The organism is Melioribacteraceae bacterium 4301-Me (assembly GCA_041538185.1).
Classification (GTDB): domain Bacteria; phylum Bacteroidota; class Ignavibacteria; order Ignavibacteriales; family Melioribacteraceae; genus Pyranulibacter; species Pyranulibacter aquaticus.
Genome location: JBGORM010000008.1, coordinates 85,991 through 111,280, shown reverse-complemented (window position 1 = coordinate 111,280; position 25,290 = coordinate 85,991). Strand labels below are relative to the sequence as shown.

General features: G+C 32.9%; 18 protein-coding genes, 1 tRNA gene and 1 riboswitch. Of the genes, 7 read left to right on the top strand and 12 right to left on the bottom strand.

The annotated features are described in order from the left end of the window. Window positions 1-334: 334 nt before the first annotated feature. From ABRY23_12730 to ABRY23_12720, 3 genes are all read right to left on the bottom strand, one after another. Window positions 335-1,105 carry a succinate dehydrogenase/fumarate reductase iron-sulfur subunit gene (locus ABRY23_12730; protein MFA3783918.1) on the bottom strand — a complete coding sequence of 257 codons (771 nt, stop codon included), beginning with the start codon at window positions 1,103-1,105 and terminating at the stop codon, window positions 335-337. A gap of 76 nt (window positions 1,106-1,181) precedes the next feature. Then, window positions 1,182-3,092 carry a fumarate reductase/succinate dehydrogenase flavoprotein subunit gene (locus tag ABRY23_12725; GenBank protein MFA3783917.1) on the bottom strand — a complete coding sequence of 637 codons (1,911 nt, stop codon included), beginning with the start codon at window positions 3,090-3,092 and terminating at the stop codon, window positions 1,182-1,184. Then, window positions 3,092-3,760, bottom strand: coding sequence for a succinate dehydrogenase cytochrome b subunit (locus tag ABRY23_12720; protein MFA3783916.1), 669 nt, complete (start codon window positions 3,758-3,760; stop codon window positions 3,092-3,094). The genes ABRY23_12725 and ABRY23_12720 overlap by 1 nt, the downstream gene beginning before the upstream one ends. 237 nt (window positions 3,761-3,997) lie before the next feature. Then, a riboswitch (cobalamin riboswitch) is annotated at window positions 3,998-4,241 on the top strand. Between the two features lie 185 nt (window positions 4,242-4,426). Between ABRY23_12720 and ABRY23_12715 the strand changes: the two genes are divergently transcribed. Continuing rightward, window positions 4,427-6,349 carry a TonB-dependent receptor plug domain-containing protein gene (locus ABRY23_12715; GenBank protein ID MFA3783915.1) on the top strand — a complete coding sequence of 641 codons (1,923 nt, stop codon included), beginning with the start codon at window positions 4,427-4,429 and terminating at the stop codon, window positions 6,347-6,349. A 191-nt stretch (window positions 6,350-6,540) separates the two neighbouring features. On the opposite strand, the gene ABRY23_12710 is transcribed toward ABRY23_12715, so the two are convergent. The 4 genes from ABRY23_12710 to ABRY23_12695 all read right to left on the bottom strand — a co-directional run bounded on the left by ABRY23_12710 (window position 6,541) and on the right by ABRY23_12695 (window position 11,342). Then, window positions 6,541-7,680, bottom strand: coding sequence for an aminotransferase class V-fold PLP-dependent enzyme (locus tag ABRY23_12710; protein MFA3783914.1), 1,140 nt, complete (start codon window positions 7,678-7,680; stop codon window positions 6,541-6,543). A 326-nt stretch (window positions 7,681-8,006) separates the two neighbouring features. Next, window positions 8,007-9,992, bottom strand: coding sequence for an OPT family oligopeptide transporter (locus tag ABRY23_12705; protein MFA3783913.1), 1,986 nt, complete (start codon window positions 9,990-9,992; stop codon window positions 8,007-8,009). A 134-nt stretch (window positions 9,993-10,126) separates the two neighbouring features. Continuing rightward, complete coding sequence (locus ABRY23_12700) at window positions 10,127-10,891, bottom strand: hypothetical protein (protein MFA3783912.1); 765 nt, start codon at window positions 10,889-10,891, stop codon at window positions 10,127-10,129. 97 nt (window positions 10,892-10,988) lie between these two features. Then, the gene (locus tag ABRY23_12695; protein MFA3783911.1) at window positions 10,989-11,342 is read right to left on the bottom strand and encodes a Spx/MgsR family RNA polymerase-binding regulatory protein; all 354 of its coding nucleotides are present in this window, start codon (window positions 11,340-11,342) and stop codon (window positions 10,989-10,991) included. 227 nt (window positions 11,343-11,569) lie between these two features. Between ABRY23_12695 and ABRY23_12690 the strand changes: the two genes are divergently transcribed. Together ABRY23_12690 and ABRY23_12685 are read left to right on the top strand one after the other, a co-directional pair. Continuing rightward, the gene (locus ABRY23_12690) at window positions 11,570-12,160 is read left to right on the top strand and encodes an SIS domain-containing protein (protein MFA3783910.1); all 591 of its coding nucleotides are present in this window, start codon (window positions 11,570-11,572) and stop codon (window positions 12,158-12,160) included. Between the two features lie 289 nt (window positions 12,161-12,449). Beyond that, the gene (locus tag ABRY23_12685; protein ID MFA3783909.1) at window positions 12,450-14,945 is read left to right on the top strand and encodes an aconitate hydratase; all 2,496 of its coding nucleotides are present in this window, start codon (window positions 12,450-12,452) and stop codon (window positions 14,943-14,945) included. Window positions 14,946-15,431: 486 nt separating this feature from the next. Here the strand turns inward: ABRY23_12685 and serA are convergent, their stop codons facing one another. Together serA and ABRY23_12675 are read right to left on the bottom strand one after the other, a co-directional pair. Further along, a complete protein-coding gene (gene serA, locus ABRY23_12680) occupies window positions 15,432-16,673 on the bottom strand; it encodes a phosphoglycerate dehydrogenase (protein ID MFA3783908.1) in 1,242 nt (413 codons plus the stop codon). Continuing rightward, entirely contained in the window at window positions 16,670-17,635 is a 966-nt protein-coding gene (locus ABRY23_12675; GenBank protein MFA3783907.1) for a YpdA family putative bacillithiol disulfide reductase, read from the bottom strand. The genes serA and ABRY23_12675 overlap by 4 nt, the downstream gene beginning before the upstream one ends. A gap of 116 nt (window positions 17,636-17,751) precedes the next feature. Between ABRY23_12675 and ABRY23_12670 the strand changes: the two genes are divergently transcribed. Then, entirely contained in the window at window positions 17,752-18,279 is a 528-nt protein-coding gene (locus ABRY23_12670) for a hypothetical protein (protein ID MFA3783906.1), read from the top strand. Between the two features lie 42 nt (window positions 18,280-18,321). On the opposite strand, the gene ABRY23_12665 is transcribed toward ABRY23_12670, so the two are convergent. Further along, window positions 18,322-18,609: an HU family DNA-binding protein gene (locus ABRY23_12665; GenBank protein ID MFA3783905.1), complete on the bottom strand. Its 288-nt coding sequence runs from the start codon at window positions 18,607-18,609 to the stop codon at window positions 18,322-18,324. A 228-nt stretch (window positions 18,610-18,837) separates the two neighbouring features. Here ABRY23_12665 and ABRY23_12660 point away from each other — a divergent pair, with 228 nt between their 5' ends. Continuing rightward, window positions 18,838-20,907 carry a putative porin gene (locus ABRY23_12660; GenBank protein MFA3783904.1) on the top strand — a complete coding sequence of 690 codons (2,070 nt, stop codon included), beginning with the start codon at window positions 18,838-18,840 and terminating at the stop codon, window positions 20,905-20,907. A gap of 52 nt (window positions 20,908-20,959) precedes the next feature. Then, entirely contained in the window at window positions 20,960-21,412 is a 453-nt protein-coding gene (locus ABRY23_12655) for a DinB family protein (protein MFA3783903.1), read from the top strand. Here ABRY23_12655 and ABRY23_12650 read toward each other — a convergent pair. Further along, on the bottom strand, window positions 21,409-22,176 hold the full coding sequence (locus ABRY23_12650; GenBank protein MFA3783902.1) for a TrmH family RNA methyltransferase: 768 nt from the start codon (window positions 22,174-22,176) through the stop codon (window positions 21,409-21,411). The genes ABRY23_12655 and ABRY23_12650 overlap by 4 nt on opposite strands. Window positions 22,177-22,277: 101 nt before the next feature. Here ABRY23_12650 and ABRY23_12645 point away from each other — a divergent pair. Beyond that, window positions 22,278-22,350: transfer RNA gene (locus tag ABRY23_12645), tRNA-Thr, on the top strand. Between the two features lie 126 nt (window positions 22,351-22,476). On the opposite strand, the gene ABRY23_12640 is transcribed toward ABRY23_12645, so the two are convergent. After that, window positions 22,477-25,038, bottom strand: coding sequence for a PAS domain S-box protein (locus ABRY23_12640; GenBank protein MFA3783901.1), 2,562 nt, complete (start codon window positions 25,036-25,038; stop codon window positions 22,477-22,479). Window positions 25,039-25,290 lie beyond the last annotated feature (252 nt).

Below are 25,290 nucleotides of genomic sequence, written 5' to 3'. Positions count from 1 at the left end.
CCCAGCCTGCTGGCAAGTTAGGAAAATGGGAATCCTTCACTTCGTGAAAAGTTAATCATTCATTTTTATCGGCTGTCTTTCTATTGTTATTACGAGTCCCTATGTTTTTTATCGGGACGAGGTAATCTCTAATGCAGATATGAATAACTAAACAATTTATTGCTGAGATTGATTCTCCCGTCGTTGACGGGGTTGCAACGACAGTAAATGAGTTGTAGTAATGATAATCATTTCAAAAAATAATGAGTTCAATTATGAACTTTGATAAGATACAGTGATTTTATCAGCTAATTCACAGAGCAAATAATCAACGATAAAATCAATTTACCAAAGATTATCCCTCAACAAGATCAGAAGCAATAGCAGCTTTAACAAATTCCCTGTTAAGTCTTGCAATATTTCTAACTGAAATACCTTTAGGGCATTCAGCTTCGCATGCGTAAGTATTTGAACAGCTTCCAAAGCCGGCTTCATCCATAACTTTAACCATTGCTTCAACTCTTTTTTGTCTCTCTGGGTGGCCCTGAGGAAGCAGTGCAAGATGAGAAACCTTAGCACTAACGAACAACATTGCAGATGCGTTTTTACAAGCAGCAACGCAAGCTCCGCAGCCAATGCAAGCCGCAGAATCAAAAGCTTCTGAAGCTAAGTCTTTGGGTATTGGTATTGCATTTGCATCTGGCACACTACCGGTATTAACAGAAATATAACCGCCTGCAGCAATAATTTTATCGAAAGCAGAACGGTCTACTATTAAATCTTTTAATACAGGAAAAGCTTTTGCTCTAAACGGTTCTACCCAGATTGTATCCCCATCTTTAAAATGCCTCATGTGAAGTTGACAGGTAGCAATTTTAGGCAATGGTCCATGAGGCTGACCATTAATAACAAGGCCGCATGTACCGCAAATTCCTTCTCTGCAATCACTCTCAAACGCGATAGGATCTTGATTATTTTTTTCAAGTTGATTGTTTAATTCATCCAGCATTTCTAAAAAAGAAGAATCAGGTGAAACAGAAATTTTATATTCTTTGAATTGACCTACAGCGGTTGGACCTGCCTGTCGCCAAATTTTAAGAGTTAAGTTCAATTTTTGTTCGTTCATATTATCACCTATTATTACAAAACTTTTGTATTTAAAATTAACTCTAAGTTCTTTACTTAATTCTCGACTTTATTTTCTACTTATAACTTCTTGTGGCTAATTTAACAGTTTCAAATTTTAGTTCCTCTTTATGAAGGTTCCATTTACCAATTTGTTCAAACTCCCAAGCAGCAACATAAGCGTACTCATCGTCATTTCTGAGGGCTTCACCCTCATCTGTTTGATACTCTTCTCTAAAATGTGCACCACAAGATTCATTTCTGTTAAGAGCATCTAATGCCATTAATTCGCCCAATTCAAGATAATCGGCCACTCTGCCTGCTCTTTCCAAGCATTGGTTTATGTCTTTATCAGAACCAACGACATTTACACTTGTCCAAAATTCTTCTCTTAAATCTCTAATTTCGCTAATGGCTTCTTTCAATCCTTTTTCATTTCTAGACATACCAACTTTGTTCCACATTAATCTGCCTAATCGTTTATGAATTTCATCTACTGTGTGCTTACCTTTAATTGAAAGGAGTTTTTTCACAAAATCATTTATTTGATTTTCAGCTTTAACAAATTCTTGGTGGTCAATAGAAATTTTAGCTGGTTTATAAGTCGCCAGATAATCACCCAATGTATATGGTATAACAAAATATCCATCAGCAAGACCCTGCATTAATGCGCTAGCTCCAAGTCTATTAGCCCCATGGTCTGAAAAATTAGCTTCACCTAAAACAAATAAGCCGGGAATTGTACTCATTAAATTATAATCTACCCACAATCCGCCCATAGTATAATGAGGTGCCGGGTAGATTTTCATAGGGACCTCATAAGGATTTTCACCAGTAATCGTCTGATAAATTTCAAAAAGATTGCCATATTTTTCTTCGATAACTTTCCTCCCAAGTCTTTTAATAGCATCTCTAAAATCAAGATAAACAGCTTCTTGACCTTGTGCACCTCTTCCTTCATCAACTACTTCCTTAGCACTTCTTGATGAAATATCTCGTGGAGACAAATTTCCGTATGAAGGATATTTTCTTTCAAGATAGTAATCCCTTTCTTCTTCAGGTATATCATTTGGTTTCCTTTTATCTCCTGGAATTTTTGAAACCCATATTCTTCCATCATTTCGTAAGCTTTCGCTCATTAAAGTCAATTTAGATTGCCCCTCACCATGAACGGGCAAACAAGTAGGGTGAATTTGAGTAAAGCATGGATTTGCAAATAAAGCACCCTTTTTATGAGCGCGCCATATTGCAGTAGCATTAGAGTTCATTGCATTAGTTGATAAGAAAAATACATTAGAATAACCCCCAGTTGCTAATAAAACTGCGTGTCCAGAATATCTTTCAATTTCTCCAGTTACTAAATTTCTACAAACAACGCCGCGAGCAGCTCCGTCTATTACAACTAAATCCAGCATTTCTCTACGAGTAAATAATTTCACAGTCCCTTTATTCACCTGTCTCATTAAAGCACTGTAAGCGCCTAATAAAAGCTGTTGACCAGTTTGTCCCCTTGCGTAAAAAGTTCTTGAAACTTGAGCGCCGCCAAAAGAACGATTATCTAAATACCCACCGTATTCTCTTGCAAAAGGAACGCCCTGTGCAACACATTGGTCAATTATATTATTGCTTACCTCTGCAAGTCTGTAAACATTTGCTTCACGAGAACGAAAATCGCCGCCTTTTATTGTATCATAAAATAAACGATATACAGAATCGCCATCGTTTTGATAATTCTTTGCTGCATTAATACCACCTTGAGCTGCAATACTATGGGCTCTTCTAGGGCTATCATGAAAAGTTATTGCTGTAACATTATAACCCAATTCCCCTAAAGTTGCTGCTGCTGATGCACCAGCTAAGCCTGTACCCACTACTATTATGTCATATTTTCTTTTGTTAGCTGGGCTAACAAGTTTCATATTAAACTTATGACTTGTCCACTTATCTTGAATTGGTCCACCAGGAATTTTCGAATCTAGCTTTACCATTAGTTACCTCCGTAAAAAAATAAAAAGTATACCGGAATAGAAGCAAAACCAACTGCTGTTACTAAAGCATAAATTGTTCCAAGTTTTTGTATAATTGGAAAATACTTCTTGTTGTTCCATCCAAATGTTTGAAATGCACTTTGAAATCCGTGGTTCAAGTGAAACCCAAGTAAAATCATAGCAAAAATGTAAAAAAGAGAATAAATGGGATTCTGAAAAGTCTCCACTGTAAACTGGTAGTAATGATGTAAGTCTGTCATTGGGTTGCCAAAGTTAAATGCATACCAAAATGTTCTTAGATGAATTACAAGAAAAATAAAAATTATACTTCCTGTAACAAAGGTGGTACGTGAATAGATATCGCTATTTTTAGAAGAAGCATTAATTTTGTATTTAACCGGGCGAGCCTTTTTGTTTTTATACCACAAATATGTACCGTATATTATGTGGAGCAAAAATACAAGTGCTAAAATAACTTCTATCACTCTCACTAAGGGTTTAATTGAATCTAGGTTTTTTACTACAGTGTCAAACAAATCGGGACCCCCGTAAAGTGTTAGATTATTAATTAGATGAACAATTAGGAACAAAATCAAACAAATACCAGTGACAGCCATAACAATTTTTTTACCGATAGATGAATTTAAACTTTCTAAAAACCAGCCCATTAAATTCCTCCCGAATTAGATATTATAATGTAATTACTGAACAAAGAAGAATGTTTTGAAAAGATTAATGATGTGACTGATAAGTTCAAAACTACTACCACAGAAATAACGATGATTAATTGTTTGTGTTAAAAATACAGCGAATAGTTTTTAATTTCAAAAATATTTATGAATTATCCGTTATTATTTTTCATCTAATTGCCTGAATATACTTTAATTCGTATTTTACTTTTGTTCTTAAAAAAATTGTTATACGGTGTCGTAATCGACTTAATAGGGAAACCGGTGAACCATGCAAAAAGTGGGTATTCCGGTGCTGCCCCGCAACTGTAAAAGACAGATAAAGTCGTTTAACTTTATGCCACTGGGAAATTAAAATTAAATTCATAGTGCAAGATTAAATTTTGCATTCTGAATTTCCCCGGGAAGGCGTTAAACGATGTCTTAAGCCAGGAGACCTGCCGTATGATATTTAATTAACTAACAAACCTTCGCGGGTGAGGTTTTGATTAATAAAATTATTCATACCACAGTTTGTTTCAAGCTTAATGTACAAATTTACTTGAAACAAATTATACCTACCCACGAAGTTACATCTTTTAACCATTGTGACAGTTTTTAATGTCACACCTGTTAATAACAGGAAAATAAAAAGGAGTAACTTCTATGAAAAAGATTTATATCTGCTTGTTTCTTTTGCTTTTTTCAGCAACTTCCTTCCCACAATCCGACACACTAAAAACAACACTTTCAGAAATAATTGTAACTGCTAACCGCACTGAAACACCTTATTACACTTTGGCAAGTTCTGTTTCTGTGCTTACACAGAAAGATTTAAAAGAAAGGCAAATAAATACAGTCGTAGATGCTTTACGGGAATTGCCGGGTGTAACAGTAGTTGAACAAGGTGGACCTGGCAAATTAGCAAGTGTGTTCATTAGAGGCGCCAGTCCGAATCATACCTTGGTGTTAATTGATGGAACCGAAATGAACAACCCGTCTTCACCAGATAATGCATTTGACTTCTCATATCTAAATGTTAACGACATAGATAAAATTGAAATTGTCCGAGGCCCCCAAAGTACCCTCTATGGTTCTGAGGCAATAGCAGGTGTAATTAATATTATTACAAAGTTTGGTTCACCAAATAAAAATTTTTCTTTTTACGGTGAAGGTGGATCAAATAATTATTACAGAGGTAATGTCTCTGCTTACGGAAACTACAATAAACTAAATTACTTCTTATCCTTTTCAAGAAATAAAACTGATGGAATATCTGCTGCTGATTCTAAATATGGCAATACGGAAAAAGATGGCTATTCAAATAATTCTTTTACCGGAAAAATTATGATACACCCAAACAATAATTTTAATAGTTCTTTTTTATATAAATACACAAAATCAAATAATGATTTAGACCAAAACGAAAAGTTGGGTGACGACCCTAATTTTAGTTATAAAGTAGAAGAACAACTCTTCTCATCAATTAGCAAACTCGAACTCTTCAATAAAAAATGGAAGCAATCTTTAACTGCTTCTATAATGAAAAGAATTTCTAAAGCAGTGGATTTACCAGATGAAATTAGACCAAATACATCAAGTAATAACTATGCTAATGGAGTACGATATAGTATCGACTGGCAAAATAATTTTTATTTCTTAAGCAATAACCTCATCACTGTTGGTATTGAACATAAAACGGAAAAAGCTTCGTCAAATTATTCATCAACTAGCATCTTTGGTCCATATCAAAGTATTTTTCCAGAACAAAGTGTTTATACAAATAGTTTGTATGCTCAAGATCAAATTAATGTATTTAATAAATTATTTACATCTGTTGGATTACGATACGACAACCATCAAAAGTTTGGTGGTGAACTTACCTACCGAATTACCCAAGCATTTTATTTTGACAAAATTAAAACTAAGTTCAAAGCAACTTACGGAACTGGTTTCAAAGCACCATCATTATTTTACTTGTTTGACCCCGCTTATGGCAATCCTTCTCTAAAGCCAGAAAAAAGTAAAGGTTACGATTTTGGAGTAGAACAATTTTTATTGGGTGGTAAACTATCTTTTGAGTTAAACTACTACAGCTTAATGCTAACGGATATGTTCAGTTTCGATGAAAATTTTAAGGCAATAAACGTAGCAAAAGCCTCAATGAAAGGTATAGAATTTAATTTAACGGGATATAGAATTAATCGCTTCAATTTTTCTATAAATTACACCTTAACAAATACGAAAGACGAGTACGTAAAAAGCACAGATTATAACTTGCCGTTGCTGCGTCGACCTAAAAACCAAGCATTTCTTTTAGTCGGTTATGATTTTAATACTGATGTTAATTTGCAACTTCAAGTAAAATACGTGGGCGAACGCTATGATAAAGATTTTACTACTTACCCAGCACAAAGGACTAAGTTAAGTTCTTACACAATAGTAAATTTACTAAGCTCAATAAAAATATCAGATAACCTAGAATTCTATGGAAGAATACAAAACCTCTTTAATGCTAATTATGAGGAAGTACTTTATTACGGAACATTAGGAAGAACTTTTTATCTTGGCGCTGGAATAAATTTATAAACACTGCGACTTGTTAGAAAATCATAACAAAAATGGTACTAAACTAAAGGGAATGCGGTTTTTGCATTCCCTTCATCATTTCATCATAAAAACGAAACTTCACAATTATTGCAGGCAATTAATCATCACTGTTAAATGCAAATTTAGAATAACTTATTAGCGTATATATGGTTAGGAATAAATTTTTGAGGTTAAAGTTTACTTATGATTAGTTTCAATTCATCTATTACAAAATCAATTTCTTCTTTAGTGTTATAAAAATGAGGCGAGAACCTAATTACCCCTTCCCTTAAAGAACAAATTATGTTTCTTTTTCCCAATTCGGTAAAAATCTGTTCAGATTTTTTGTGTCTGAATGAAACTATCCCTGATAGGTTTTCTCTTTTTGCATCTGCTAAAATTGGCCGAACACCAATAGACAACAGTTTGTTATTGAAGTATTCGGTATTAGATAAAATTTGTTCCTCAATGTTTTTCATTCCAATTTTAGTAAAAAGATTTAGACTTTCATTTAGTGCACAGACACCGATAGCGCTCATAGTTCCGCTTTGAAAGCGGTCAGCATTCTCCCGCAAAGTTAAATCATAATTAAGAAGGTTCCAAGCATTAACTACTGATGTCCATCCAACTACTTTCGGTTCAACTTTATCCTGTAAATCTTTTGAAATATAAAAGAATGATGTGCCTTGTAAGCCCATTAACCATTTTTGTGAACCACCGGCAATAAAATCTGCTTGGTATCTTTGCATGTCGGTATCAACAACACCAATCCCTTGAATTCCATCGATGCAAAAAATAATTCCCTTTAGCTTACAAAGTTCTCCTATTTTTTCTACGTCTGCTCTAAATCCCGAAACGAACTGAACTAAACTGATGGAAATCAATTTTGTTTTTCGAGTTACAGCTTTTTCTATTTCGTCAAATTGTACAGCGCCATTGGAAGATTTCACAAAATCAATTTCTACACCTTCACTTTTAAGATTCAAGAAAGGATAAACATTAGATGGAAATTCCATATCATTTAAAATTATACGGTCACCAACTTTCCATTTCAGTCCTTGAGCAATGATGCTGATTGCTGAAGAAACATTTTGAACAAAAGAAATTCTTTCTGGTCCAACATTCAATATTTTTGCTAATTTTTCTTTTGAGTTTTTTTGAGCATTTAAAAATAACTCATATATATCAATTGAACCTTCACTTCGCTGGTAAATATATTCATTAAGTTTATTTACCACCGGTGTTGATAATGGTCCTATTGCAGCGTGGTTAAAATAAATTTTACCTTTTGCAATATGAGGAAATTGATTTCTAACTTCTTTAATATTCATAAAAGATTTTCTTTTGGGTTAAACATATTATAATCATTTTCGATAATAAAATGAGAAAAAATACTTATCAAAAATGAACACTTTATTAGAAATAGCGGCTTCATTTTATGGAGTGCTCATCCCTAAAAAAGTTAGAAAAGTGTTTATTAGTTTTGTGCTAGAGTACCTTGATGAAAGATATTCAATTGAGACAGCCATAGGGTTAGCACTCCGCCGATTAAAATTGAATTAAACAGCCAGCAGAAATTTATTTTTTTATGAATAAATTCTTGCAAGTAATAAATTTCTGTGAAAATATGTCTTTGCTTATGCAGTTAAGCATTAATTTATTCTTCCTTTTTAGCTCTCATAGAATCCCAAATCATATAAAGTGATAACAGCATAAACATAATAATAGCAATAAGTTCAGCAGAATGAGATTCTTGCCATTCAGTATTCACCCAATTATATCCTGCATAGCGCAGAATAGCACTAATAACACCCATTAGAGCACCGCCGGCTATAAAACCCGAGGCAATGAGGGTGCCACGCTCCTTCCTTGTTTTATTAAGCGATTCATCTTTACTTCTTGTAGAAACAAAATGTGCAATTAGTCCACCTATAAGCAGAGGGGTATTCAGTTCCAAAGGCAAGTACATGCCCAGCGCAAAGGCTAAGGCCGGCACTTTAACTATTGTTAATATTAATGCCATAAAAGCGCCTGCTAAGTATAACATCCAAGGCGCAGCTTGATTAGACATTAAAGGTTGGATTACAGCTGCCATAGCATTTGCCTGCGGTGCAACTAATGCACCTTCACCTGTAAAGCCATAAGTATCGTTCAACACCATTATAATCCATGCTACAGTGGCAGCGGAAAAAATTGTTCCTAAAAATTTCCATCTTTCTTGTTTATGAGGCGATGAACCAAGCCAATAACCAATCTTTAAATCAGTTATAAATGAACCGGCTTGAGAAAGTGCCGTACAAACTACACCTCCAATTATCAAAGCTGATACCATACCTGCAGTTCCAGATAACCCGACAGAAACTAAGACTACAGAGGATAAAATTAACGTCATTAATGTCATTCCAGAAACCGGGTTTGTACCAACAATTGCTATGGCAGTTGCTGCTACTGTTGTAAACAAAAAAGAAATTATTAATACAATTAAAAGTCCAATTAAGGCTAAACCAAGATTGTGTACAACACCAAACATGAAAAAAACCAATATCAATACGGCAGTTAGAAATATTCCAACAAATATAATTTTCATTGGTAAGTCACGCTGGGTTCTAAGTTCATCATTAGTCGATTTAGCACCAAATAATTCCTTAAACCCCAAAGTAAAAGATTTCTTTATAATGTTACTCGATCTAATAATTCCAATTAATCCGGCCATGGCAATTCCACCAATACCAATATGCCGGACATAATTTGAAAAAATTTGTTCTGCCGACATGTCTTTAATCAGCAGTTTAGCATTTGGACCTATGGGGGCTACAATGTAGTTGCCTAAATATGCAAACACAGGAATTATAACATACCACGAAAGAAAAGAGCCAGCAACAATAATTGCACTGTAACGTAAACCTACGATATAACCAAGACCAAGAATTGCAGAGCTTATATTTATCTTAAAAACTAGTTTTAATTTGTCTGCAAGATTTTGTCCTACTTCTACAACACGAGTAGTAAACACTTCGCTCCACCATCCGAAAGTAGCCACAACAAAGTCATAAGCTCCCCCAATTAGACCGCTGATAATCAAAACAATAGCTTGCTTGCCTCCTTTTTCACCTGCAACTAGGACCTCAGTAGTAGCAGTAGCTTCAGGAAAAGGAAACTTACCATGCATCTCTGATACAAAGTATTTTCTAAAGGGGACCAGAAAGAGGATACCAAGGAAACCGCCGAACAACGATGCTAAAAATATTTGGTAAAACTGAACATACTTATCGAGACCAAGAATATACAAAGCAGGCAAAGTAAAAATTCCGCCGGCTACAACTGCACCAGATGTAGCACCAACTGATTGGATAATTACATTTTGCCCTAGTCCACCTTTCTTTTTTAAAATCGTGGTTATTCCTACAGCTAATATTGCAATTGGAATTGCAGCTTCAAAAACTTGTCCAATTTTTAAACCCAGATAAGCTGCAGAAGCTGAAAAAAGCACAGCCATTATTAAACCAGTTATCAAAGAATATGGAGTTACTTCAGGATATTCATTTTGAGGTGACATTACAGGATGATATTCTTCGCCAGGTTTTAATTCTGTATACGCATTATCTGGTAACCCTGGAATTTTAGTTACTTCATGCTCGCTCATTTAGTTTCTCCTTTTGTGAGAAAATTGATTCTATGCAAATTACTTAAATAAAATTCGATGGAGCAGGAAAAAAATAAAATCAAACTAATACCCTTGCTCTTATTAGTGGTTTACTGCTCTTCCTTTTCTTTCTGTTAAGAACTATGGGGTATCATATAAACAATTAACATTACTATTGCAGCTGCAAGCACTGCATATTTTGAACGCATATTTTTTTTAACCATAAAAAATGCAAGCAGCCATGTAATAAATGCTATTTGCGTTTTATTATCCGTCACATCTGTTCCAAAAGGCCAGCCACCCCAAATTTCTCCAAAAGCAAAACCATTCATTGCAAAGCCAAGCGGAAAGCCGCCAATAAATAATGTTATTACAGTCCAAAATGAAAACCTGTTCAACTTAGGCTCTTTATTAAAGAATTCCAAACCAGCGCGAGTAGAAAACATCATAGCTAAGAACATAACGATAATATGTGGAATTAATATCAATGCGGGCACATCATCCTTAAATCTAATTATTACCAAATTATCTTTAGGTATTTTAATTGTTTTATTGTCCTTGTAAAGCTCGATGTAATACTCAAGCTTTTCTAATCTTTTTTGTCGAGGCAGCTCAGCACTTAGAACTTTATTGCCCTTCATCTGAATAGAATTAAATTTCGAGTTAGACTTGTATTTTCTCCAAAATAAATTTCCTTTTATTTCTGATTCACCTGTGTTAATCTTAATTAAATAATTTGAAGAAGTTGAATAACTTCGTTCTAATCTATATTTTATTTCGTGCCCATCGATTAATACTCCACCAGTGAGAGGATAAGTAGGACCTGTAATTCTTTGATAAACAGCTGAGGCTATAGTTATTAGAATAGCGAGAACCCATAAGTAGGTCTGTTTACTCATAATGTGAAATAATGCTGATAAATAATGGTAACTTAGTCAATATCAAACTAAATATGCAATTTTTTTCTTATTATATCTAAAAAGAACATTTATTAACTCAATTAAAAAGCTTTGAAATACTTTCGGGCGGGCGCGCAAGTATTGCTTTTTCACCTTTTTCTACTATAGGTCGCTGAATTAAATCTGGATTTTTTATCATTAATTCTAATATTTCTTCTTCAGAAAGCTTAAGAATTTTTGCCTTTAATTTTTTATATGCTTCATCATTTTTTCTAAGAAGTTCACTCGGTGTCATGTTCATTTTTTTTAACAGCAATTTTAATTGCTCTTTTTTGAAAGGTTCTATGTAGTAATTAATACGTTCGAAATCCACTCCATTTTCTTGAAGAATTTTAATTACCTTCCTACACGTAGTGCATGTCGGCTTTTCGTAAATTGTTATCTTATCCATAAATTTAATCCTTAATTCAATAATTATTATTTAGTTTTAGACTCTTAATATTCACAAGCTCTTAAAAATCACAGCACCATTAAGTTATAATATCTTCTATCCCCACAGATGAACTAATACTTATTTCACAATTCTCTTAAAGATTTTTGCTGATAATTTTTTTAGGGTTAATAATAATAAACTTTGTTATCTTTGACAATAATTAATATTTCGGTGGAGAAGAGAAATTGAATAAAGAAAAATTTATTACAGACTCGCTAAAAGAAAGCGCTGAGACAAAATTAAAAATAGAAAAAGAATGTAAAGCAGAATTAATGAATGCAGTCGAATTAATAACAAATGCTTACAGAAACGGGAAAAAAGTTCTGTTGTGTGGTAATGGAGGCAGTGCTGCAGATTGTCAACATATTGCAACCGAATTAATGATAAGATTAAACCATGACATAAAGCGACCTGCATTGGCTGCTATAGCCTTAACCACAGATTCTTCTAATTTAACCGCAGGCGGGAATGATATCGGTTTTGAAAACATATTTGCAAGAAACGTAGAAGGATTAGGCAACAGCGGCGATATTTTAATTGCCATTTCTACAAGCGGAAACTCTGTTAATGTTCTTAAAGCCGTTGAAAAAGCTAAAGAGAAAGGAATGAAAGTTATTGGATTTCTTGGCGGAAACGGAGGCAAGCTGAAAAGCAATGTAGATTTACCTATTACAATCCCATCTTTTAATATTCAAAGAATTCAGGAGGGACACATTACAATAGCTCATATAATTTGTGAATTAGTTGAACTAGAATTATATGGTAATAAAAATTAATCCAAATTTTTTCCAAAGAATTTACTTATTAAAATTTACAACCAAAAAAATAATGTTAATTAAACCAGATACTAAACAATAAATAAGTAATAAAATCACCCTGTTTATCAACAGCATTAATACTTAGAAAAGAATTAACCATCAATGAATTTTTGAACTAAACAAACAACATAAACTTCCTTTAGAAATATATTTTAATAAACCCATTTTATTTTCTGGAATCCAACAGCAAAACACTTCGTTTTTTGTTATTTTTCAAAATAAAAAATAAATTATAAGGAAAATTAAAATGACCGCAAATTTTGATATGATCCAAGGGGTTTACAGTAAATTAAGAGACAAAGTTGACAGAGCGCGCAAGGTAGTTGGCAGACCAATGACTTATGCTGAGAAAATCCTTTATGCCCATTTATGGAGCCCAGCAAAAAATGAATTGAAGCGGGGTAAAGACTTCGCAGAATTTACACCTGATCGTGTAGCTATGCAGGATGCGACTGCACAAATGGCCTTATTGCAATTTATGCATGCTGGCAGGAAAACTTCAGCAGTACCAGCAACGGCACACTGCGACCATTTAATAGTTGCACAAAGCGGTTCAAAAGCAGACCTCGAACGCGCTATAGAGGAAAATAAGGAGGTCTATGAATTCCTTGAGAGTATTTGCAAAAAATATGGTGTGGGCTTTTGGAAACCAGGCGCAGGAATTATCCACCAAGTTATTCTGGAAAATTATGCCTTTCCAGGTGGAATGATGATTGGTTCCGATTCGCATACGCCAAATGCCGGAGGACTTGGTATGATTGCAATTGGTGTCGGCGGCGCTGATGTAGTAGATGTTATGGCCGGAATGCCATGGGAATTAAAATGGCCTAAACTTATTGGAGTAAAATTAACCGGCAAACTTTCAGGTTGGGTATCACCTAAAGATGTTATTCTTAAAGTTGCTGGTATCCTTACAGTTAAAGGAGGCACCGGTGCAATCTTAGAATATTTTGGTGAAGGTGCTAATTCAATCTCTTGTACAGGCAAAGGTACAATTTGTAACATGGGTGCAGAAGTTGGTGCTACAACTTCAATCTTTGCATTTGACCAAAAAATGGTAGAATATCTAAGAAAAACTGACCGTAATGATGTAGCTGACTTAGCAACTGAACTTTCTGATGTACTAAAAGCCGACGATGAGGTTTACGCTGAACCTGAAAAATATTTCGACCAAGTAATCGAAATAAACTTGAGCGAACTTGAGCCTCACCTTAACGGTCCTTTTACCCCAGACCGTGCATGGCCAATTTCCAAGATGAAAGAGGCTGTCAAAGAAAATAATTTTCCGGATAAAATTAGCGTAGCTCTTATTGGAAGTTGCACAAATTCAAGCTATGAAGATATTGACAGATCAGCTAATATTGCTAAACAAGCGCTATCAAAAGGACTTAAAGCTAAAACACAATTTACTATCACACCTGGTTCGGAACAAGTAAGAGCTACCATTGAAAGAGACGGTCAATTGAAAGTGTTAGAAGAATTAGGTGGATTGGTATTAGCAAATGCTTGTGGACCATGTATTGGCATGTGGAACAGAATGGATGTTAAAACTGGAGAAAGAAACACAATTGTTACTTCATTCAACAGAAATTTTGCAAAAAGAAATGATGGTAATCCGGAAACTTTAGCATTTGTTGCGAGTCCAGAAATTGTAACTGCGTTGGCAATTTCCGGAAGCTTATCTTTTAATCCAGCCACAGATTATATAACAAATGAAAATGGTGAACAAGTTAAGTTAGATCCTCCTATGGGAGAAGAACTCCCAATAGACAATTTTGTAAAAAACTTTGATGGTTTTATTCCTCCTTCACCTGACGGCTACAAAACTGAAGTGAAAATTCCTGAGGGAAGCGAAAGACTTCAACTGCTTGAACGTTTCCCGGCTTGGGATGGGAAAGACTTTATCGATTTGCCATTATTATTGAAAGTAAAAGGCAAATGTACTACAGACCATATTTCTCCCGCTGGCCCTTGGTTAAAATATCGCGGTCATCTCGATAATATTTCCAAAAATATGTTTTTGGGCGCTATTAATGCTTTTACTGGAAACGCCGGAGAAGCAAAAAACCAATTCACAGGTGAATATAAAAAAGTTCATGAAGTAGCGCGGGAATATAAAGCTAAGGGTATTGGATGGATTGTTGTAGGTGATGAGAACTATGGAGAAGGTTCGAGCAGAGAACATGCAGCAATGGAACCTCGTTACTTGGGCGGAAAAGCAATCATTGTAAAAAGCTTTGCTAGAATTCACGAAACTAATTTGAAAAAACAAGGCATGTTACCTCTTACTTTTGCTGACCCAAATGATTATGATAAAATTCAAGAGGACGATAAACTAAGTATAGTTGGATTAAAAAATTTCGCACCTGATAAACAATTAAAATTAATTGTAAAACATAGCGATGGTTCTTCAGATGAAATAATGCTTAATCATTCATTCAATGCTGGGCAAATTGAATGGTTCAAAGCAGGAAGCGCATTGAATTTAATTGCCCAAAAAATGAAACAAACTACAGTGACTCCCAAAGCAAAAAAGGCTGTTAAAAAAGCTAAGGCTGAAATTAAAAAAGTTACTAAAAAGAAATCGGTTAAAGCAAAACCGCAAAAAAAAGTTTCTAAGAAGAAACCCGCTATAAAATTAAAGAAAAAGATTACTAAGAAAAGCTCGGCTAAGAAAACTATTAACGTTAAAACTAAGAAAGGCAAAAATAAATTAACTAGGAAAGCAGCCAAGAAAAAATAATTTCTAATCTATCATTAGAAAAATTTGAGCAGAAATTTTTCAAGAAATTGGATGCAAGAACGTTAACTTCAATTGGCCTGCCTGCTAAAGTGTTTATGGGTAGGCCTTTTTTTTCATAAGTTATTTAATTGGGAAATTATTCTTAGACAGCTTTTAATAGTATGAGCAGTGCTGTCCAGAATAATTTTGAAATCAAATCCCGAAGGCATGAATTACCAAATAAATTTAGAAAACTTCAAGATTTTGGACTATTCTACTTGTCTTGTAAATCAATCCCTATCTCGTCCCTACGGGACTTTTAACTTCAGTTTGATATTTATTATTCTATAACTATATAATCCCTAAAGGGATTACATTGGTTTATACATAATCAAGGCTTTATTGTCCAGTCAGGACAAAATATTTATAGGATAATGAACAAAGAAATAGATTAAGTCCCTTTAGGGACGAAATAAAAAATATATTGGAGAAACATGAGTATGAGTTCTAATACAACATCCTTACTTTAATCGTACCAGGGATTAATTTAAGTTCCTTTAATATATTCTTAGCATCATCTTTACCATCAATATCAATAATTACATAACCAATATAAGGGTCGGTTTGTAGGTACTGTGCTGCAATATTTAAATTTCTTGAAGTAAAAACCTTTGTAATTTTGTTCAGCACTCCGGGGTGATTTTTGTGAATATGTAAAAACCTTTGATTATTTATATTCGGCTGTAAAGAAATTTCAACGAAATTAGTAGCACCAATTGTTGAGCCGACGTCACAGTATTTAACGAGCTTTTCAGAGACTTCTAAAGCAATATTGGCCTGAGCTTCAGAAGTACTCCCTCCTATATGCGGAGTTAAAATCACATTTTGAAATTTTTGAAGGACATTGACAAATGGTTCATTATTCGAAGCAGGTTCAACAGGGTAGACATCAATAGCAGCTCCGCCAAGATGTTTTTCTTCTAATACCTTAGCAAGGTCATTTAAATTAACAACCGTACCACGCGATGTATTTATAATATAAGAACCTCTTTTCATTAATTTAAGCTGCTCATAGGCTATCATGTTTTTTGTCTTTTCAGTTTCAGGAACATGTAGAGTAATAATATCTGAAATTTTTAATAACTCCTCTAAAGAATTGCACGCTTTTGCATTGCCAAGTGTTAGTTTTGGCATAATATCATAATAATAAACATTCATTCCCAAACCTTCAGCTAATACAGAAACTTGTGAACCGATATGTCCATAGCCAATAATACCGATATTTTTTCCTCTAACCTCAAAAGAATTTGAAGCGTCTTTTAACCATTTTCCATTATGAGCATAGAAATTTTTTTCTGGAATTTTTCGTATTAAGAAAATGCACTCGCTTATGACTAATTCAGCAACAGAACGTGTATTAGAAAAAGGTGCATTAAAAACAGGTATTCCCTTAATTTTAGCTGTCTGCAAATCGACTTGATTTGTTCCAATACTAAAACATCCAATTGCAATTAATTTTTTCGCATGTGTTAATACTTCCGATGTGATGTTTGTCCGCGACCTTATACCAAGCAAGTGAACATCTTTTACTTTCTCCTTCAGCTCATCTTTATTTAATGAGTACTTTAAGTACTCGACGTTTGTGTAGCCATTATTTCTAAAATAATCAATTGCATTCTGATGAATATTTTCTAACAGCAACACTTTAATTTTTTCTTTTGGCAAAGAATATTTTGGATTCAGGGTCATTTTATATAACTGTTCTTTATTTCTCTAATTATATTTTCAGCATGGTATCTTGAATTTTCAATAAACCATTTACCAGTATCCATTCCCCCGCAAACAACGCCAGCAAGAAAGAGACCTTTTTTATTTGTTTCAAAAGTTTCTGGGTTATAAGCAGGAGTTAAATTCTCAACTGATTGGAACTCAATACCAATTTTTTCTAGAAAACTAAAATCCGGATGATAGCCTGTCATTGCAAAAACAAAATCATTTTCGATAGTTATTTGTCCCTTAGGTGTATCAATCACTATCTCTTTTTCCAAAATTTCTTTTACTGTCGAGTTAAAGTAAGCTTTTATTGCACCTTCTTTAATTCTGTTTTCAATATCAGGCCGGACCCAATACTTAACGCCATCATCAAGTTTGTCTTTTTTAATAATCATTGTTACCTCTGAACCTTTACGATACGTCTCCAAAGCTACATCAACGCCGGAATTTCCACCTCCTATTACTGCTACTTTTTGGTATGCATATGGGTGAGCATCATCGTAATAATGTTTTACTTTTGGAAGTTGTTCACCTGGAATATTGAGATAATTTGGATTATCATAAAACCCAATTGCCGCAATAACATTTGCAGTCTTATATTCTCTTTTTGCGGTTATTACAGTAAAATTTCCAAATTCACCAACTACACTATTTACTTTTTCGTAAGTATGAACATTAAGATTCCATGAAGATTTTACTCTTCTATAATATTCTAATGCCTCTGTTCTTGTAGGTTTTACGCCGTGTGAGATAAAAGGAACGTTTCCAATTTCTAATCTATCTGAGGTCGAAAAGAAAACCATGTTAGTCGGATAATTATAAATAGAATTCACCAAACAACCTTTATCAATTATTAAATACTTCAAATTATTTTTTACTGCTTCAATTCCACAAGCTAAACCAATCGGTCCAGCACCAATTATAATTACATCGTACATAAAAAATTCACTCCTTTCTTTAAGTAACTTATAGTTAAGTACACCCTAAAAATTATTTTCACAAAAATAACTTTTATCTAATAGATTATTAAATTTAGCAGTAAAATTATAGGGAAATGATGTATACTTTTACTTATCCATTTATTCAGAAATTAATTTATCGATATGGAAATATTCCAATCAATTTAATGTTGATTTTTCATATAATATTTTCTTTCTACATGATTTCAGAAGAATGGTACTTTCCTATTTATATTTTATTCAATTTAGCCATACTTTTTATTGTAAATAAATATTTTTTTAAGACTTATAAACTATTCCCTTTCAAAATAACAGCAAATAACGAAAAGATTATTTGTGAAAATTTTTTTCTAAGCAAAAAAAAGATTGAAATTTATCATCAGAATATTAATAAGATAAGAGGCGGGATATTTTCAGGGTACTTAACAAGACCAATTTACATTATTGACGATAAACAAAATATCACAATTGGTTTTTACCCGCATGCAGGTAATTTTAACAAACTACTAACTATTATTTTACAAAACATCCCACAGAAACTGTACAATGACTTAATAAAAGAAATTACAACTAGAGGTACTGATACACGCTTTAAAAGAAAAACAAAAAAGCCCGTTAATTAAACGGGCTTTATTTTAATTAGCAGTTAGTGAGGTTAAAATGAATTATTTGCTATTACCTAATATAGCTTCTTTAGCTGCTTTAGCAATTCTAAACTTTACAACTTTTTTGGCTGGGATTAGCATTTGTTCGCCTGTTTTAGGATTTCTTCCCATTCTTTCTTTTCTTTCAGAAAGAACTAATTTGCCTAAGCCAGGAACCACAAAACTTTTTTTAGCTTCTCTGTATGCAAGTTTAACAAATTCGTCTAAAAATTCTCCCGCTGCTTTTTTTGTTAAACCTGATTTTTTTGCCATATAATCTAGAATTTGAGCTTTTGTCATTGAACCCATTGTAGCTTCCTTTGTTTTGTTGATGAATAATAATTTGTTAGAAAATTAACAGTTTTTTTATTCAAAATAAATAGTTTCTTTTATTTTATTAAAAAAATGATTAACTGCTCCAATGCGAAATCAGGCTATCATTTTATTTAGTTGTTGATGCTTTTAACTATAATTATTTGGATATTTTGTCACCAGAAATATAAATTTTATATTTGTCACATTTACTTTGTTTATTAAATGAACACATCAAAACCACTCGTAGCGATTTTTGTACTTCTATTTTTTTACTGGTCAAACTGGTGCATAGCCAAAAGTTTTTATGTCCAGCAAGTAATTAATAAGTTCGATACTACAAGTTCAACAAACAAAAACATAGCTGATACAACATCTGCAGAAAAGCAAACAAAAAATGACACATTAAAAATTATTTCAATAAAAAGTACTTTTTCGAATGAATCTCAAAACTCAATTAACAAAACAAAAATAAATTTTGAAGATTACAGGTACACAGGCGACCTTTTCTTTTTACTGCCTTTTGGCTATGTAAATGAATTAGGCTGGCTTGGTCAACCTTCTGAGGTAACCATTTACGGCAACGGCTGGGGAAAAGTATCATATACTGAAAACGGTATTCTTTTAAACAACAGATTATCTAATTCATTTGACTTAAACTACTTTCAATCAGAAAGCATTGACTCAATTGTGGTTTTATCTTTACCTCGAAGCTTTTTAGCCAGTGTTACTCTTAATAATTCTGCTGTCGAATTTATAACAAGAAACAAAATAGAATTACACCCGTATTCAAGAATAAGATTTTATCAAGCACCAAACAACGAGGGTTTTGTAGATGGAATGTTTAATGCTTTTCTATCAAAAAGATTAAAAACTCTTTTTGAGGTTACAAACAACTCTGTTGACTCTAAATTTGTTAACAGCGATTACAGTGGATGGAAATTCTCTTCACGCTTTCATTATTTGCTTTCTTCAACTACTAACATAATATTAGATTATTCGTTCAATAAAAATGAAGTAAAATTAAATGGGGGCGTAGATTTTCAAAAAATATTAACTGATTACCCCCATAGTGATCCAAACAGCATTTTGTATGACAACTTCTTAGCACCTGTTAATTTTCAAAATAGATATATGAAAACTACTGCTCACAGTCTAAACTTACATCTACTAAATAATTTTACTGAACATACCTCAACCAACTTTTCTTTTTATTACAGATATTCATTGAATGAATTTCGTCAAAATGAAAGACCTGATTTAAATTACCAAAGCAATACACCTCAAATTATTCATAATAACAGTTATAACACGATCGGATTAAATATTTCACAAGAATTCCATGCTAAATTTTTAAATGCAACATTCAATAGTAATTTAGAAAATACAAAAATTAATTCTCCGCTTTTACCCTCGGCAAAAACACTTAATATGTATTCTATTGCTGGTGTTATAAAACCCGACTTCTTTACTTTATTACATCCAAATATATTCGGAAAATTATTACAATACGGTGGAAAACAATATTTGGGAGTAGGAATTGATTTTACTTTAAACATTGATACCACAGCAGGACTATATTTCGGTTACTCATCCTTTCAAAAACCGAACGATGTCTGGGAAGAATATTTAACAACACAACCGCTAAATAAAAGTAAGAACAATATCAGCTCTTTGGAAACATCACTGAAAGTGAACCTTAGCAATATTCATTTTTCATTAGGACTATTTCAACAAAAGTCTTCAAACCAATACTTTGCGGCAATACTTTTAAATGATACACTAAAAAGTACTAATGCAATTTATTTTAAAAATTCAAGCACACAAAAAAGCGGAATAAATTTCTCATTCACACTAAAAGAATGGAAATTACTTTTATCTTCAAACATGACTTACTTCTTCCCAAAATTTAGAGAAGAAAATACACTGCCAGAATACTTTTCAAGCGGTGGAATTTATTACTTAGATACTCTTTTTAACAATAATCTTGAACTAAAAGCCGGATTTAATTTTAAACTTTATGGTAACAGACCCGGTTTTGTAATTGATTTTGAAAAGGAAATTTCTGCAGTTTATTTTATAACTGATTATTCTTCACCAGCTAAAAAAATATTTACATCAGAAATTTCACCCTTTTTTAAGCTCGATTTTTTCTTAAGCGGGAAAATCCAAAAATCAGCAATAGTTTATTTCACATACGAAAACGTCTTAGACGGTAATTATTTTGTCGTCCCTTACTACCCAATGTATGGAAGAGGAATTCGTTTTGGTGTTGCATGGGAATTTCTTGATTAAGCTTAAAATTACTTATTGTCATTTCTCGACAAAAAAATTTAGGAGAAATTTTATGATAGAGTATTTTATCGATTTGCTTAATTACAATCACTGGGCTAATTCTTTAATTATGGAATCATTAAAGAAAAATCGTATTAACGGAAAAGCATTAGAGCTTATTTCACACATTATTCTTTCGCAAATTATTTGGCTACAAAGAGTAAAAAATGAAGCCCAATCAATTGAAAATTTCTGGGAGATTTTACCTATTAACAAATTGGAAAATTTACATCAGGCTTCTACAAATGACTGGCTGAATTATCTTTCTGAAATTGACGAGGATGGATTGAATCAAAAAATTAACTACAAAAACACAAAAGGCAATTCTTATGCTAATACTTTAAGTCAAATTATTACACATGTTATCAATCATTCTTCTTATCATCGTGCACAAATAAATATGCTATTAAGACAAAACAATTGTCAACCCGAATCAATAGATTATATTGTATATAAGAGAAACTAAACTATTTTTTTTGTTAAAAAGGCAAGAATTACTGCGGATGCATTTGCAACATTTAATGATTCTGCTTTCCCGAGTCTTGGAATAGTTATTTTTTCATCGGCAATTTTTAGCAATTTTTGAGAAGGTCCAGATGCTTCATTTGAAAATAAAATTACACTCTTGTTATCAATTATTAAATTAAAAACATTACAGCCTTTTAAATCACTGCAGTATATTTTGTATCCTGCCGATTTCAATTCATTTAACTCATCGTAAAAGTTTTCCGCTTCTAAAATTTTCAAATGAAAAATTGAACCAGCAGACGCCCTGATTACTTTTGGATTATAAATTTCAGCGCAATTACTGTTTAACAAAATCTCTTTAATTCCAAACCAGTCACAATTTCTAATGATAGTCCCCAAATTACCAGGGTCTGAGATGTTTTCAAGTCCAACAATTAAATTAGAGCTATGGCTTTTACTTTTTGTATTATTTTTAAAATTAAATACAGCTACAATTCCACTTGGATTTTGAGTATCCGTTACCTTTTTTAACTCTACGTTTTTAACAATTACTTTTCTGATTAATTTTATTCTGTCAAAAATTTCAGTGCTCTCATATTTGCTCAAAAACTCATTGGTATAAAAAACAATTTCACAATTATAATTATAGTCTAACGCTTCTCTAATTAGTTTAACTCCTTCCACTAAGAATTTTTTTTCTTTTTTGCGGTATTTTTTTAGGAGAAGCAGAGAGTAATATTTCAACTCATTTTTAGAAAGCATTTGTTTATTTTTTTGTTTAAAAAATATCTGAAAAATTATAGAACTCAAAATATTGCATAGGAAACCAAATTATATTAGATTTGAGCCTCAAAATTTGATTTGCTGGCGTAGCTCAGCTGGTAGAGCAGCTGATTTGTAATCAGCCGGTCGGCGGTTCAAATCCGTCCGCCAGCTCAAAAAGCCTGTAAATAATTTTTTTGGCTTTTGTTTTAATAGATAACAATCAGATAACCGCTTTTACTAAAGTGTAGTCCATACTTTAAAATATCGACAATATTTTTCTTCAATTTTTCTTCAGCATCATTTAAAAATAACTGTAAAAGCACTACCAACCCCTTTTTTACTTTCGACGAAAATCTCTGCATTGTTAATTTCACAATACTTTTTAACAAGTGCTAATCCCAAGCCATTGCCTTCATATGGCCTGGTATAACCAGTTATCTCCTGTCTAAACGGTTCAAACAGATGTTGAATAAACTCATTACTCATTCCAATGCCAGTATCGGTCACTTTTACAAAAAGGTAATTTTGTGGATTACGATCAATAACTACATCAATCCCGCCTTTTTTGGTAAATTTAATGGCATTATCAATTAAATTAGCAAATACCTGTGTTAGACTGTACATATCACCGATTAGGAATGTGTTATCCGTTTTACAATTAAAACTTAGTTTTAAATTTTTGTTTTCAGCAAGCATGCGGTATTCTGATATGACATTATTAAGGACTTCCTCTCTTAAATCGATTTTTTTGTAATTAGGTTCAAAAGAACTTGCTTGCAGCTCAGAGTAATTAAGAATCAAGTCGATGGTTCTAATAATTCGTTTAGTTGCACTATCTATACTGAAAAACAGTTCTGAGATTTCACTGTTATTTTTTTCTTTAATTTCTTCTTTAATTAATTGGACGCATCCTGTTATTATATTAAGCGGTGATCTTATCTCGTGCGACATTTGTGCCATAAACTCACCTTTAATTCTGTCAGATACTTCTGCTTTTTCTTTTGCTAATTTCAAATCTTGTAAAGCCTTAACGCGAAGGATAAACTGTCCAATTTGAGAAGCTACTATTTCTAAAGTAAGTAAGTCATTCTTAGTATAAGCGTTTTCATCTTTATAATCTTGTAAAGCAATTACTCCTAACACTTCGCCGGTAGATGAATCAAATAAAGGCGCACCCATCCAAACTTTGCATGGGCTGCCTACAAGTTTCACCTCGCCTGCTTCACGCAATTTTTTATCCTCTTCTTCTTTTATCAAATAAGCTTTACCAGTCTTTCTTACATAATCTGTAAGACTTCCATCCAAAGAAGTTGGACTATCTGTTTCATAATTATCAAACTCATCAACATGATATGGGAATGTATATTGATTCAATTCTTTATCATATAATGCGATATAAAAATTATCTGACTTTATTAATTTTTTTAGTTCTTCATGAATTTTTGATAAGTATTCTTTTAGACTAATATCTGTGAATGAAATTTTAGATAGATTATATAAAACTTGGCGAGCATGTTCTTGTTTTTTAACCTCTGTAATATCACGAGTGATATTAAGTATGTGAGGAATTCCATCAAGTTCAATAATAGTTGCTGACATTAGTCCAATCTTGATACTTCCGTCTTTAGCTCTAAAAGGAGCTTCAAGGTTTTCTACTATACCGTTAGTTTTTAATCCCTCTACCAAACGTTCTCTATCTTTTGGATTAACCCAAATATTTAATTCCAAAGATGTTTTACCTATAACATCAGCTTCAGTAAATCCCATAATTTTAGTAAACCCTTGGTTAATTGATACATATTTCCCGTCTGATAATCTGTTGATGTTAATCGAATCTGGACTGGTAAAAAATGCTTTTCTGAATTTTTCTTCACTAATTTTTAAATTCTCTCGCATTTTATATTCCTGGGTAACGTTCCTAAAAACAAGAACAACGCCACTAACAATTCCGTCCTCGTTAATTATTGGTGCCGCTGAATCTGCAATTTGATATTCTTCACCAGACTTTGAAATAAGCTTAGTGTGGTTGGCAAGCCCAACAATTTTACCAGTCATTAAAACTTTTTTTACAGGGTCTAAAACTTTCTCACCAGTTTGAGCATTAACTATATTAAATACCTCTTCAAGCTTTCTGTTCTTAACATCTTCAAAGTTATAGCCTGTAAGCTCCTCTGCAACAGGATTCATGCTGGTAATTTTACCTTCAATATCTGTTGCAATCACAGCGTCGCCAATTGAATTTAATGTGATTCGCAGATTATCCTCCCTCTCTGCCAGGCTAACTTCTGCACGAAAGCGCCTTTCTTCATTCCTAAGCAAAAGTCCTATAAGCAAAGTTGCAATAGGAAAAACAAAAATTATAGGCAACCAAATTTGCTTAATTACTATTATCCCATTTGGGAATGGTTGAATAAGAAGCTGAGAGGCTAACATGACAAGGTGAGCAATTACACCGACCACATAAAGGGAAAGAATACTGATTCTGTCAATTTTGTTTTTATAAAGCCGCCGAAACAGTAATCCGGTAACAGCTGTTCCTAAAATTGTAGAAAGTCCAGCCCAAACACCAGAACCTCCAATTCCAAGACGATAGGCTCCAGCAATTATAACAGATATAATTGCACTTGTACCACCGCCAAAAAGTCCAGCTAAAACTAAAATTATTGAGCGACCATCATAAATAATGCCCGGTGAATAATAAAATGGTATCCTCATACCAATTATAGCTAAACAGCCAAAAATTATCCCTGATATAATCTTAAATAGTTTCTCATTCCTTCTGCGTATTTGCGAAACAAGATTATACAAAGTCGAAAGTGCTACTAACAAAATTGCATTCTGTATAATTTGATAATACATGCTTACCTCGACTAAAATATTTTTACTTTTGTTTTATACGCACAGGTAGCTGTTAATCTCTTTACAACATAATAAACAAATACTTTTAGGTCAATAAATTAAAATTTTCTTTCTATTATGATTTTGATAAAATGAATAACAGATATAAAATGCCCCCTTTAGTCGTCTACACCTTAGACTTTTTGTTTTAAAATAATTCTGCTTTCTCACATTAAGTCATTTGCAATCAAATGGTTAAGCCAAATATGCTAA